8 protein-coding genes are annotated in these 14,400 nt (G+C 30.3%); 5 read left to right on the top strand and 3 right to left on the bottom strand.

Features of this window, described 5'->3' with window-relative positions; all coding sequences use genetic code 11:
* Window positions 1-73 precede the first annotated feature (73 nt).
* Window positions 74-883, bottom strand: coding sequence for a hypothetical protein (locus tag V9L04_RS03865; protein WP_338792755.1), 810 nt, complete (start codon window positions 881-883; stop codon window positions 74-76).
* A gap of 559 nt (window positions 884-1,442) precedes the next feature.
* Window positions 1,443-2,300, bottom strand: coding sequence for a hypothetical protein (locus V9L04_RS03860; protein ID WP_338792754.1), 858 nt, complete (start codon window positions 2,298-2,300; stop codon window positions 1,443-1,445).
* Window positions 2,301-2,637: 337 nt separating this feature from the next.
* Here V9L04_RS03860 and V9L04_RS03855 point away from each other — a divergent pair, with 337 nt between their 5' ends.
* The 3 genes from V9L04_RS03855 to V9L04_RS03845 all read left to right on the top strand — a co-directional run bounded on the left by V9L04_RS03855 (window position 2,638) and on the right by V9L04_RS03845 (window position 6,812).
* Window positions 2,638-3,000, top strand: a complete 363-nt coding sequence (locus tag V9L04_RS03855; RefSeq protein WP_338794184.1) for a PadR family transcriptional regulator — start codon at window positions 2,638-2,640, stop codon at window positions 2,998-3,000.
* A gap of 200 nt (window positions 3,001-3,200) precedes the next feature.
* A complete protein-coding gene (locus V9L04_RS03850) occupies window positions 3,201-4,142 on the top strand; it encodes a PspC domain-containing protein (RefSeq protein WP_338792753.1) in 942 nt (313 codons plus the stop codon).
* A gap of 225 nt (window positions 4,143-4,367) precedes the next feature.
* Window positions 4,368-6,812: a S41 family peptidase gene (locus V9L04_RS03845; protein WP_338792752.1), complete on the top strand. Its 2,445-nt coding sequence runs from the start codon at window positions 4,368-4,370 to the stop codon at window positions 6,810-6,812.
* A 75-nt stretch (window positions 6,813-6,887) separates the two neighbouring features.
* Here V9L04_RS03845 and V9L04_RS03840 read toward each other — a convergent pair whose 3' ends face one another.
* Window positions 6,888-8,564: a polyamine aminopropyltransferase gene (locus V9L04_RS03840; protein ID WP_338792751.1), complete on the bottom strand. Its 1,677-nt coding sequence runs from the start codon at window positions 8,562-8,564 to the stop codon at window positions 6,888-6,890.
* A gap of 212 nt (window positions 8,565-8,776) precedes the next feature.
* On the opposite strand from V9L04_RS03840, the gene V9L04_RS03835 reads away from it, so the two are divergent.
* Both V9L04_RS03835 and V9L04_RS03830 read left to right on the top strand, forming a co-directional pair.
* Window positions 8,777-12,628, top strand: a complete 3,852-nt coding sequence (locus tag V9L04_RS03835; protein WP_338792750.1) for a SpoIIE family protein phosphatase — start codon at window positions 8,777-8,779, stop codon at window positions 12,626-12,628.
* Window positions 12,629-13,963: 1,335 nt separating this feature from the next.
* On the top strand, window positions 13,964-14,398 hold the full coding sequence (locus V9L04_RS03830; protein WP_338792749.1) for a hypothetical protein: 435 nt from the start codon (window positions 13,964-13,966) through the stop codon (window positions 14,396-14,398).
* Window positions 14,399-14,400: the final 2 nt, after the last annotated feature.

The raw sequence follows: 14,400 nt of genomic DNA, 5'->3' as shown, positions 1-14,400 counted from the left end.
AACAAAGCTACAAAAAAAAGCATTCTACCTCTATAAAGTAAAATGCTTATTGCTACAATTGAGAGAATATATTTTATCTAAATAAATGTTTTGGCTTACTGAAAGAAAAATAATAAGCGAAAAATAATCCAAGAACATAAAATGCAATATCTACATATTCAAAACGGTCTTTTAAGAATCCCCACAAATGAGAAATATCAAAAGTAGTAAAGGTTTCTATATAAGAAAGTTGAAAACTTTGTACGATAGGTTCGACAGCTGCTAATACATTGCCTATAAAGAATCCTAAAATGGTAATTAAAATAGTCATTATTCCAAAAATAGGACGATGCCCCCTACCTCCAATTCTCATTCCTAGTGCTGCTAAAAGACCAACTAAGATAGCCATAAAAGCATAGTGATGTTGTTCGATATATTCGTCTATAAGCATAGTTGTTTTGCCCCACGTGTAGGCTGCTCCTAATGCTCCAACTAATGAGAGTATAATTCCTAAAAATAAATTAGATTTGGATTTCATATCTGATAGGGAAGATTTTTTTGATAAGGTAGATGACTCATCAAGATAATCAGATTCTGCATCCAAATCTTCTGAGACATGTAATTGTGTGTGGGTTTGATTAAATTGCTCGTTTGTGCTAATCCATTCGTAATTTACTTCTAATTCTTCTAAAGGCAAAATAGCCGATTTATCAAAGGCAATCGGACTTTCATTTGGCAAGTCTGAAATAGAATCAACTTTATTGTTTGTAATAGATGAATTATCTATGTTCAAATTTTCTGTATTCAAATCATCATGAATTGAATTAGATTCTAGCTCTAATTCTAGTTCTTGCTGTATTTTTTCTATATTTTTTTCTTCGTTAGTTGGAGTAGTATAATTCATATGCGTAAAATCTTGATATCAAATGAGAATAGAATAAGAATAGTAGGTTTATAGAATGTTAGCCTACTTCCAAATTAGAGTATAGAATAAATCTAAAATTAGCACATTATCTAGTAGAGATAAGCTACTATCAAACTTTCAAGAACTATACCTTTTTGATTATAATGCTTACACTCATTAAGTAGCCTAAAAACTCAAACAACGAATTAAATAATCAATCAAATAAGAGACTATAGGTAGATAGTTTATTAGATAAAACTAGCTGTTTTACTCATAATAAGCTATAAAATAGGGTTGAAAGCCTAATTTGTGTTTTTATAAAGATAGAAAGAAGCAACCTATATTTGCAAAAAATCATACATAACAACTAAAGAGCAATCGACGAACAAATTACTCTACTCGGTAAAGATTGATTTTTTTTAGATGAAAAAAGAGTTGCAAAACTTGATTTTTTAAAAGATTTGCTATTTCTAAGCTCATAATAGCTAAAAAATGGCGACACAAAAAAAACAACTCCATTTTTAAAGTTGCTTTTTACATATAATTACTTGAAAAATATCTAGTCTCTAAGCATATAAACTACAAAGACAATAAACATTACGATTACAGAAACAATAGCTACCATTTTGAGAGCATTGGCACTACTTTCTTCTTGAGGTTGAGAAACAGTTATTTGCTGAACAGGAACATTATTGTTCATTGGATGAAGTTCTTTCAAAATACGTAATTCAGCTTTTGCATCACTCAAATCCATTCTTGACTGATTGAGTTCTGTTCTAGTTTGATTCAAATCAGTAAGCAATTTATTGACTTGACTTTGAAGGTCTTTTTCGTGGTTATAAGCAATATTTACTTTTTCATTCAGTCCACGTAATTCTTCTTGAAGGTTTTTGATGGCTTGTTGGTCTTGACGTGTTTGTTCTTGTGATTTTTGAAGATTTTCTTGTGTGGTTTCTAAAAGACCGTTTTGTTCTTTGTTGCGTTCTGTCATTTGTGCAAGTTCTCTTCCACGCTCGTCAATGATTTGGTGCAAACGCATTTTATCATTTTTCAAATCACTAAGTTGTGTTTGAAGTGTGCCGATACTTCCTTCTTTAGCATCTATTTGTGCGCCCTTTGAGTCTATTTGAGCTTGTTTTTGGATTAACTCTTCCTTTACTTTTGCAGCATTTTTATTTACTTCGTCTAATTCTTTTTGTAAATCTGCAATTGTCTTTAGATGCTCTTCATTTGTTTTGCGAATATCTTCTAATAAAAATGTATTCTCTACATCTTTTTTATCAGAACCTTGAGTTGTATTAAAAATAAAAGCCACCAAAGCAGCAATCGCAATCACGCCAATAGCATATTTTAGAATGCTGACAGGCTGATTGATAGATGTTTTGATATATCCGAAAGGTGTATTTGATTTTGACATAACTCTATTTTCTTCAGTTTTTTGAAAATTATCAACTCATAAACAATAAAATGATGACTCTCATTTAGTTTGCTCAAAGTTAGCTAAATATACATTATTTTTTGCAAATACAGTTTAATTTTAGCAAAAAAATATTTCCCTGCTTTTTACTTCTTTAATAATCATCTGTAATTTAGGCATTGGCAATTGGGTTTTTACAATCTTTTACCTACTACCTTGCATAACATAGTAACCTTTTTTCAACTCTCTCGTATAAGAAGACATACGGACATTGTTAGTGTTTCAAATTCTTTCAATTCCTACTAAAAAAAATTAAAATTTAACCCAATAAAATGTGATTACATTAGAAAACGCTGAAGTACAGATGCGAAAAGGAATCTTAGAACTCTGTGTCTTGAATGTAATTGCTAATGGAGAAGTATATGCTTCAGATTTACTTCGTCATTTGAAAGATGCACAGTTATTAGTGGTTGAAGGAACACTTTATCCACTTCTAAATCGTCTAAATAAATCAGGTTTGGTTACTTATGCCTGGCAAGAATCCACAGGAGGACCACCACGAAAATACTACCGATTGACTGATAATGGACACGAATTTCTCAAAGAACTAACTCTTTCTTGGCATCAACTTGTTTTTTCTGCCACTACTATTTTAGAAAATACTAATCAGAACAGACAAGAACAAAGACAAGCAGGGTAAAACCAATTTAAAAGTTAAAATTAAGATTTTAGAAGTAATACAACTATAACAACCTCTAAAATATAATTTTACTCAAAACTGTAATTTTTCGCCATTACCTATTACTAACTAACTATTAATCAACCATATTCAAAAATTTAGACTCTCAAAATAATTATTAGTTCTAAATTTTGAAATCTAAATTCTAACTTTATTCCATCATGCCTCCACTACACAACCACTCGTCTATCAACAATACTTTAGAAGTTCATATTGCTTCTATTTCATTTCATGTCGAACAAACAGCTTATCCTGCTTTGAAAGCCTATTTAATGGATTTGAAACGTTGTTTTCCAGAAGATTCGCTTACTATAGAAGACATAGAAACACGTATGGCAGAGGTGCTTTTAGAGCGTTTGAGTATTGATAAAGGAACAATCGACAAAAATGATGTTGAATTAATGGTTTTGCAAGTAGGAACAGCAAAAGAAATTGCTCTTGCAGAAGGAATTGATTTAGATTTGGGATATTTTGAAAGAAAAGACCAATGGCAAACACTCAAAAAAGCTGAACCTAAACGTGAATTGCGTAATGTAGGTAAGAAATTTACGCTTCAGAAAAGAGACAAAAAAGTAGCTGGTGTTGCTTCTGGAATTGCAGCCTATTACAATATTGACCCTGCTTTTGTGCGTTTGGGCTTTGTAGCCAGTGTTTTTGCTGGAGGCTTCGGAATTCCTTTGTATGCAGCTTCTTGGCTTGCGATGCCTAAAGATCCAAAAGAAGGATTGGTAGAAGAAAAACAATCTACTTCTTTAGTCGGCAGAACAAAACGTTTTATGCGTAGTATGGTGGACAAGAAAGTAGCTGGTGTTGCTTCTGGAATTGCAAAATATTTTGGAATTGATGAAACTATTGTACGTTTGCTTTTTGTAGCAACTTTATTTTTAGATGGATTCGGACTTTTAGCTTATTTGGCTCTTTGGATTGCTATGCCAGTAGCAAAAAGCCTTCAAGAACAAATTGATTTAGAAGAAAAGCCATCATTTTTAGAAGAAGAAAGTTTCAAAACTAGAATGGCAAATGTAGAATCTCGTTTTGAAGATACAGTAAGCTCAACAGCTTCTAAAGTTAAAAATTCTAAATTCTTTAAAAAACACTTTTAAAAATAGTGATAAATTATAAGTGGTTAGTTGTAAGTGAAATTACTTAACTACTTGGAAGAAAATATATAATTCCTCAAAATGAAATATTCGTTTTGAGGAGTTTTTTTGTCTAATTGAAAAGTAACTAAAAAAACAATTTATTCAACTATTTTTTTAGTTGTTAAATTATTTTGCTTAGATTTGTGGAATTATTCAACTCAAAAATGCTTTTCACAAAATAAATATATGTATTCTTTTCAATCAAAGTTATCTTTTCTGCTTTCCATTTTATTTTTATTCATTTTTTCTACTTCTGTTTTGGCACAACGCAAACCCGAACGAATTATAGAAAAAGAAGAGGTTGAGAAATTCAAAACTACGCTAGATTCTGCTCTTTGTCTTTACACAACAGATTCACTGTATAGAAAACCTATTTTAGAAATTGGAAATAATCCTTTTTTGGATTCTTTGATTGAATATAATTTACAAGAATATGCTTTTTATTTGAACAATTATTGGTATGAATTGGATAAAAACACGGTTCTTTCTTTAGAAAATACTGCGCCACAGGAGGGATTTATGATGGATGGAAATAATGGAAAATTTGGTTTTCATAGAAAGTCTAGCTTATGTAATTGTGGACGAGAACACGAATGGCATTGGGGATATTGGAGAAATGAACGAAAAAAATACAAATCAGATGAAGAAACTCATTATATATATAATAGAGGTTTATTCTGGCGTTGGAGATATGGATTTTTGGGAAGTGAGAAAAGATTTAATAAAAGGGTGGCTCAAGGTAAAAGTTTAAGCAGAAAGAGAGGTTTGAAAAGAGCAAGACGAAAAGTAAGTTATAATTGGACTAGAGGAGCTTATAATGACAAAAAACTCAATTTAGATTATTTAGGAAATGGTTTTGATAAAAAAGAAATTTTAGAAGGAAATATTGGCTATTTAAAGTGTTCATTTTTGCCTTCTGCTAATTATGTCAATGAGAGTTTTATGAAAGATTTGATAGAGGAGTTTTTATTTACAGATGCATTGATTTTAGACTTGAGAGGAAGTTTTGTATTAGAATCTGAAAGTAAGTTTTTTACAAAAGACAAAGAAGTAAATGAGATGAGTGTTCCTATTTGGTTTGTAGAGCGTTTTTTACGACCAGATACTACTTACAATTTAGGAACTGCAAAAGTTTTTCATACAAGAGAATACTTAAAAGATAGTGGAAAACCACGCCGTAAAAGTTATGAGAATCCTACTGTTTCATTAACTACCAAAACAGAAGAAGTAAAACCATTTTTTAAGAGAGATAATTATTGGTATCATTCAGGTTATCCTTTAGAAGTTGATAAAAATTATGAAAAATACTATACACTTCGATATTTTGAGCGTCCAATTTATATTCTGACAGATAAAAATACTTCTGACGCTGCCGAATGGATTGTACAGGTTTTGCAAAAGCATAGAAATGCTATTGTGATAGGAGAGCCAACAAAGGGACAACCAATAATTACAAAGCGAATAGGGACAAGTGCGTATAGTTGGCTCAATATTCCAGATATGGAGATTAAAACAACAGAAAAAAGTGAAGTAAAACCAGATGTTTTTGTTTCTTCTTATGATTCTACAAGCACAGATAAGGCTTTTGATATTGCCTATAAAATGGCGTATGAAGAAAGTGTTTTGAAGAGTAGTTTTAGTTATATCAAAAAATATGGACAGCGTTTTAAGCAGTTTGAAGAAATTACTAAACCTATCCCAAATCCGTATAATCTGCCACAAAATGCAAAAGACTTGTTAGGAAATTATGGTTTGGGTAAAGAAATTATTTTTAAAGAAGGAAAATTATGGCTCAAAAACTATCAACATATTTCGCCTATTTATCAAACTGCTCCCAATACTTTTTTGGTAAAAAATGGACTACAAAAGAGAGTTGGAACAACGTCTTATGAAACAGTTGCCAAACCTATTTATTTGTTTTTTAGAAAAAGTCAAGATGATTTTCAAGCAAATCAGATTTCGATTGATTCAACATTAGAAATAAAACAAGATTCTGTTATGAATATGTTCGTTCGATATGGTGATTTTACGAGTGCAAAATTTACACAGCTTGAAAGTTATGGTTTTGATGAGTTTAAGAAGGAAAAACAAATTATTGATACTACTCAAATCATGAAATCTAGTGCAGCTTATCCATTTTCAAAGATGAACAGAAATGAAAAACAAGCTCTTTTTGAAGGTTTTACAATGCAAAGAAATCTTTTTGAAGCCTTTCCCAATTTTAATTTTAAACTCATTTCAGAAAATGAAATAGTGAAAGAAAATTTAGAAAATAAACTGACTATTTTTGTTTTTTGGTCGCCAACGTCTACAACATCTATTGAAGCAATTCCAAAGCTAAACGAAATGATTGAAACCTATTCAGAAAATAATATTACTTTTTACGGTTTTACAGAAAATAAGAAAAAAGAAGTAGAAGAGTTTTTGATAGGAACTCCTTTCTATGCTGATATTATTCCAACTAGTAATTCTATTTTTGAAGATTTATATATTCCAACGACAAACGAACCGTTTATTATGATTTTGAATAAAGAAGGAAAGGTTATTTTTGGAGAAGAATTAAATGGAATTGATAATGAAAAAACATTTGAGAAAATGGAATATATTCTTTCAAATCAGATTTTGAAATAATGTAGCTTACGCTTTAGCGTGAGTAAATTGTATCGTATGTTTTAGCTTACGTAAAAAATATTCTGCTTTTGAATTTTATTCCCATCTTTTCCAACTTTGCTCATAATATTGAATCAAAATTTGGTTGTCTAGGCGATTTACTTTTATCGAATCGCCTTCTCCATTTTCTTCAATATCTATTCCTAAAAACATATCTTTATCGAAAACAAAAAGTTTAGGCAAAACTTCGGGAGCTAGGTATTTCAAATCTAGCTTTCGTTTTTCCATTTTTTGAGTAAGTGATGTATAAATTTTGTCTAACTGATTTTGAGAAGGCAATCCAATAGTTGTACTGTCATTTTGGTTGAACTTTGGATTATTTATTCCCATACTAAATCCCCACATTCCGAAAGCAGGAACATACACATTGAGAGGCAATGCAGAAGGAAAGGCTTCTTGCATTGTTTTTTGAATACACCAAAACGGCTTTGGCGCAAAATAAGGTGAAGTAGATTGAGTAATCAGAACACCATCTCTTGACAAAATTTTCTTAGCCAAACGATAAAATTCTACTGAATAGAGTTTGCCCAAAGAAGCCTCATGAGGGTCTGGCAAATCGACAATAATCAATGAATACTGTTTTTCAGATTCTTCTACAAACTTAAAGGCATCTACATTATGAATCTTCACTTTCGGATTTGAGAGTGAGTTTTGATTTACTTCTCTAAATATTCGGTTGTGCTTTGCTAAATTTGTAATTGCTTTATCTAAATCCACTAAGTCAATGCTTTCAATTTCATCATATTTTAGAAGCTCACGAACAGCCAAACCGTCGCCACCTCCCAATATCAAAACGTTTTGTAAATGTCCTGTCATAAGTGCAGGAACATGTACAAGTGTTTCGTGATAACGATATTCGTCTAAAGTAGAAAACTGTAAGTTTCCATTAATGAAAAGTTGTGTATTTTTCTTGTATTTAGTTACTACAATGCGCTGATAAGGTGTTTGGTCAGAATAAATAATTTCATCTTGATACATCATTTGCTCAAAAAAATCACTTATTTGAAACGAATAAATAAAACCAATTAATAAAACAGCCATTGAAATTGCTGAAAAAGCAAGTTTTGCAGCAGCTTGTTTTAGCTCTGCTCTAAAAACCCAAGCATTAAAAATGGCAATTAAAAGATTTATTATTCCAATAAAAAAAGCCGTTCGCATCAGTCCCAAATAAGGCAAAAGTAAAATTGGAAAAGCAACAGAAGCCACCAAAGAACCCAAGTAATCAAAGGCCAAAACATTGGAAATAGTATCTTTTAAGTTATCGTGTTGCTTTAAGAGACGTGTAACAATCGGGATTTCTAAACCTACAAAAGCTCCCAAAAAAACAATAATAATAAGTGCAACAGCATAATAATTATCTAAAACTGTATAACTAAAATATAAAATTAGTGTAGAACATCCTCCAACAAGACCAAGAATAGTTTCGATAACTACAAACCAATCTAACAGGTTTCGATAAACATATCTACTCAAAAATGAGCCTAAACCCATAGCAGAAAGAAAAAGCCCAATCGTAATCGAAAAGTGAAGAATACTACTTCCCAAAAAATAGGTCGAAATACTGCTTATTAGAAGTTCATACAAAATGCCACAAACAGCAATTATAAAAATTGAAGAAAGTAAAATCGGAACTTGTGCAGAGCGTTTTTTATCTTTTTCAGAAACATTTGGATTATGAGAAGCTGGAGGTGTAAAAGAAGTAGTTTTTTCCACTAGAAGTATATAATTGGTTATCTATATTTGAAGATACGAAAATACGATTTATTCTTTTGTCAAATAGATTTTTAAAAATAAATTTATAAAAACAGAATAAATTACTTTCTTTTTCGATTTAAAGTCTATAAATTTTTGTATTATCGTAAAAATATCCTTATCAGTATATAATTTAGGCTTGATTTTACTATCTACTTATTATCATTATTTCAATGAAATATCTGTTTTTTACTCTATTTCTGTTTTTTGCTTATCTCAATTGTTTTTCACAAAAAGATATAGGATCTCCTTTTATTACATCATTTTCTCCCAAAATATATGAAGGAGACCCTCAGATATGGTCTATTCAACAAGGTAATAATGGCATTATGTATTTTTCAGGTGAACAAATACACGCATATGATGGAGTATCATGGCAAGCAATTACAATTCCTAATGCAGTAGTTATTCGTTCTTTAGCAAAGGATGATAAAGGACGGATTTATGCAGGTACAAAAGATAATTTTGGCTATTTACAAGCATCAGATTCAGTAGGTGATATGCACTTTGTGAGTTTATCCCAACAGTTACCTGACTCTTTGAAGAACTTTGGAGATACTTGGGAAATCTACACAGATCATCAACTTATTTATTTTCATACCTCTTCAGGAATATTTAGATTTGATTGGCAAACACAAAAATTTGCGTACTGGGAAATTATCGACACTAAACTTAGAGGGATTACCTATGATGGATATTTATATTTTGTACAAAGGGGACAAGGATTAGTACGCATAAAAGAAGAGGGGCAAGATCCAGAACTTATTGCTAATACTGAAGTTCTCAAAAATAATCCATTGACAGGAGTTGTTATTTTAGATGAAGATAACCTTCTTTTTGTTACACAGCGAAGCAATATTTTTACTTTTTCTCTAAAAGAACAAAAACTCACTCCATTCTTAGATGGCAATACTCAAATAGCCATTGAAATAAAAAGTGGAGAATTTACACTTCCTTATCACCTTAGTAAACTCAAAGATGGAACTTTTTTTCTATCTACTATTTTTAAAGGTGGTTATTTGTTTGATTCTCAAGGCAAAATTATTCAGCATATTGATAAAACAAATGGACTTACTACGGCTACTGTTCCTTTTTCTTATCAAGATAGAAGTGGAAACTTATGGTTGGCTACTGATAATGGTATTGTGAAAACGGAGTTTGAAACACCTTTTAGATTTTGGGAAAGTACAGAAAGTAAGTATGAGGGAACAATACTTGCCTTACAGGAATTTAATGATAAAATGTATATTGGTACTCCAGAAGGACTTTATAGTTTAAATACTCAAACTAATAGATTTCAAAAAATAAAAGGAATAGACGAGTTTTGTTGGGATATTCAAGTTATGGATATTGGTGGTGTAAGCCAACTTTATGCTATTTCCCAATATGATTTTTTTCAAATTAAAGATTCGGTGGCTATAAAATTATCAGCTTCTAATTCAGCTAATTCAATTCATATTTTTGATGGAAATAAATTTATTTTAGCAGGAAAGGAAGACATTTCGTTAGCAGAGTTTGATGAAAATGGAAAGGTAAATTTTATCAATAGACAAACTATAAAAGATGTTGAGTTTAGAACAATAGCTAAATATAAAGATAAATTTTGGTTTGGAACTCTTGAAGAAGGTCTTTATTACGTTCCTTTTAATAAAGATTCATTACTTCTTTCTCAACTTACAAAGGTTGATACTTCTCAAGGATTGCCCTTGATGGCAAACAATAAAGTTTTTTATTATACTGATGGTTTTGTTATAACAACAACCAATGGAATATATAAATGGAATGAAAAAAGTAAGAAAGTAGAGCCACATCCTGTTTTTACAAATGCTTCAAAAGAAAATTACCAAGTTTTACGATTTGCTTCTACTCAGAAAAATGAAATATACCTCTTAGAAAGCAATGAAAATTATTTAGCCAGTAAAATAAATTTAGAGGATGGAAAAGCAATAAAAACAGAGCAACCTTTTTTACGTGTTCCTTCTATAATTGCACAAGTTATTTTTATAGATCATCAAAATACAGTGTGGGTGGGAGGAAGTGAAGGTTTATATCGCTTTTATCCTCAAAAATCCAAACAATATGACTATACTAAAATACCAACTCCTTTAATAAGAAGCGTGATTTTGGGAGAAGATTCTGTGTTTTTTGCTGGAAATTATGTTGATACAGATGGCAAATTACTTCTTTCACAACCAAAAGAACAACAACCCCAATTTGAATATGAACAAAATTCAATGACTTTTAGCTTTGCGCTTCCTAATTTTCAAGAGAGAAATACATTTAGTTACCAATTAGAAGGATATGATAAAACATTCTCTAATTGGACAAAAGAAACAAAGAAATCATATACCAATCTTCCAGAGGGAAAATACATATTTAAAGTAAAAGCCAAAAATATATATCAAATAGAAAGTGAAATAACTAGTTATTCGTTTACTATACTTTCTCCTTGGTACAGAAGCTGGTGGGCATATATTTTATATGTAGGGTTGGCAAGTTTAGCTATTTGGGGATTTGTTTGGATAAATACAACACGTCTTAAAAAAGCAAATCAGAAACTGGAGAGTACGGTTAAAGAGCGTACTAGCAAACTAGTAGAAAGTAATCAAGAAGTTTTGCAGCAAAATGCACAACTCAATCAACAAAAGGAAGAAATAGAAGCGCAAAGTGAAAATCTAAAAACATTGAATTTGGATTTAGAATCACAAAAAATAGAAGTTGAAAAAGCATATAAAAATGTACAACTCTTATCGGAAATAGGACAAGAAATAACAGCTATTTTGGATCTTGAAGAAATTATCCAAGCAGTTTATCAGAATGTAAATGCATTAATGCCTGCTGATGGTTTTGGTATTGGTGTTTTTGATACATCTCAAGATCGCATTAGTTTTTCAGGTTTTATGGAAAAAGGACAAAAATTACCCTATCATTTTAATACTTTAGACGAAAAAACTTTTGCTGTTCGATGTTTCGTTAATTCAGAAGAAATAATTATTAATGATGTAGAAAGTGAAAAAGTAAATTATCCTGAGTATATTTTAGATGCTACTGAGGGTGAAAATCCACTTTCTTTTGTCTATTTGCCTATACAATTGGAAAATAAACAATTGGGAGTAATTACAGTACAATCGTTTAAGGAAAATGCCTACTCAGAGCGTGAAATTACATTTTTGCGCTCTTTAGCTTCTTATGTTTCGATTGCTTTAGATAACTCCTCTGCTTATCAACTTATTAATGAAAAAAATCAAAAAATTACTGATTCAATCCGATATGCCCAAACTATTCAGCACGCTATTTTACCAAGTGAGAAAAAAATAGAAAAACCATTTCGTCTTTCAAATGAGGATTATCAAATTATTTTCAGACCAAAAGATATTGTAAGTGGAGACTTTTATTGGACAAGTCAAACTACAGATTATTTCTTTGTTGCTGTTGTTGATTGTACAGGACATGGCGTACCAGGTGCATTTATGTCTATGATAGGAAATACACTTTTGACAGAAATTGTAGAAATACAAAAAATCTATGAGCCTTCCCTTATTTTAGACAAATTCAATGAGCAATTTGTAGAAGCATTGCGTCAGGATGAAAATGCCAATAGTGATGGAATGGATGTTTGTTTGTGTAGAGTAAATTTTAATAATAAAAAGACAGAAATTGTGTTTGCAGGTGCAAAACGGCCCTTATTTTATACAGATTATAATAAAAATCAAGAAAATAAAATACAACGTTTGCAGGGCACACGCAAATCAGTAGGAGGAAAACAACGCAACCAAAATAATTTTGAACAGCATATTTTATTACTAAATAAAAAATCAAGAATTTATCTAAGTACAGATGGATTAGTTGACCAAAATAATACACAAGGAGAGAAAATAGGCACTTCAAAACTTATCTATTTGATAGAACAATCATCACACTTGTCTATTAAAGAGCAAATAAAAGAGGTAGAAAATGAACTAGTAAAACATCAACAAAATGCAGAACAACGTGATGATATTACTTTTATAGGAATAGAAGTGTAAAATTTTCTCTTGATTTAGCGCAGTTGTACCTAAATTAGTAAAAGCTGTTTAATCAATACAAATAAACTTTTTTATTGAAAGCTGAATTAATTGTCAAAGTTAAAAATCTAGTTTATAGCTCAATAACGAAGGGTGAAAATTTTGGTAGGGTTGCCCTATAAGAAATTATCAAATCTCTAGCTTTTTCTAGCTCTTCTTTTTGTTTCTGCAAATGCCTATCTCACAATTTAAAGCTCCTAGAATAGGGAGTTTAACCAAAAGTGTATCATCATTAGGGTAAGAAGACATGATTTCTCTACTCTTTTTAATTACTTAGGTATATTTTGAGTAATGAGGTAGTGTTCTTAACTTATAAATAAAAACTTGCTTTTTTATCCTTTCATGTTTTATTTTTATATCACATATTTCTAATAAATAAGTTACTTTGTGATATTTATGAGCATAAAATATAATTTATGCTTTTTTTAGGTCAAAGCAATCCTGTGTTACTTGTAGTTTTAAATAGAGACTATAAGATAAAAATAGTAGTATTTCATAATTATTTACTCAATAAAAACTGTTTCTACCAATCCATATTATTGTGAATAGTTTCAAAAAAATGATTTGACTTCTCAAAGGTTTATAAAGCTACTTGTTTCTAAAGTAGTGATTATTCTCTCTATTTACACTTTATTATCTTTTTTTGCCCAACTTAGATATAGTTGGTGACAAAAAATGGAGCTTTATACTATTTTACTTTATTAATCTGCTTTTCAAAATTGCTTTATTTAAGTTTGTAATAAAATAAATTACTTAATAAGTATGTTTATGTTTTTTTTCAAAAAGTTGCCAAAAACAATAAAAATGAACTAATATCAAACTATATGGTATAATATTTTTGGTTTTATTACATGTTATTTTTGTTCCAAAAATTTGCAAATAAGCTACTTACTTAACTATCTTTGTGATAACTTCTAAAAACTATTAAATAATATACCTATATAAGTATTCAAATTATTTCCACTACTAAATTGGTTATACATTAAAGCTTTCTGTTTTAATATGATTTAATTTATGTATTTATCAATTACTATTTTATTTACTAACCTTTATTCTTATTTGTGAAACGTTTACAATTTTAAAATGTAGTGCACTACTACTACTGCTCTGTATAAGAGTAGTACAGAATAGCTAACTCAAACTCTTGTTAGAGGTAAATAGAACTATACTGACACCTCAAATAGAATCAATCTAATAAAGAGAAGGTCCTTTAGTTTCTATTGTAGATAGAGATAACCCACTGGATAACCTTTGTAATAATTTTTAACGACTAGATCTTTTAATATCAATCTTATAATGAAAAAAATATTAGCTTGTAGCATACTGCTACTTTTGGCTTTCATTACTCAAACCCATGCCCAAGAATTGGACTGGAAACTTCTCAAGGAAACAGAAGGTATCCGTGTAGAGTATCAAGTACGTGACTACACACCCAATAATTCTCAGTATTATATACTTCGTGTAAAAAATACTAACTCTCATGATGTAGCTATTAACTGGGATTATCGTCTCAATTATAGCAATGGACAAGAGGTTTACAACCCAAAGAGTGGAGAACATCATGTAGGGCTTACACTCAAAGCAGGACAGAGCATTGAGGGAAATCTTCCAAGGACAGAGGAAGAGAATCTTCTTACACTTCATTATCGCTTCACAGGACAGCGTGGTAAAATTGTTCCTACTGTTTTAACAGACATTAAGCTTGAACTACTTAAAATTTTCACTCTCTAAAA

The sequence above is a fragment of the Bernardetia sp. MNP-M8 genome (assembly GCF_037126285.1).
Classification (GTDB): Bacteria; Bacteroidota; Bacteroidia; order Cytophagales; family Bernardetiaceae; genus Bernardetia.
The sequence above is the reverse complement of the archived record's forward strand: the minus strand, read 5'-3'. Positions and strand labels throughout refer to the sequence as shown.

Excerpts from the sequence above, each read along its gene's own strand:
- V9L04_RS03865 (WP_338792755.1), bottom strand. The coding sequence starts at position 883 with ATGAATTATACTACTCCAACTAACGAAGAAAAAAATATAGAAAAAATA.
- V9L04_RS03860 (WP_338792754.1), bottom strand. The coding sequence starts at position 2,300 with ATGTCAAAATCAAATACACCTTTCGGATATATCAAAACATCTATCAAT.
- V9L04_RS03850 (WP_338792753.1), top strand. The coding sequence starts at position 3,201 with ATGCCTCCACTACACAACCACTCGTCTATCAACAATACTTTAGAAGTT.
- V9L04_RS03845 (WP_338792752.1), top strand. The coding sequence starts at position 4,368 with ATGTATTCTTTTCAATCAAAGTTATCTTTTCTGCTTTCCATTTTATTT.
- V9L04_RS03835 (WP_338792750.1), top strand. The coding sequence starts at position 8,777 with ATGAAATATCTGTTTTTTACTCTATTTCTGTTTTTTGCTTATCTCAAT.
- V9L04_RS03830 (WP_338792749.1), top strand. The coding sequence starts at position 13,964 with ATGAAAAAAATATTAGCTTGTAGCATACTGCTACTTTTGGCTTTCATT.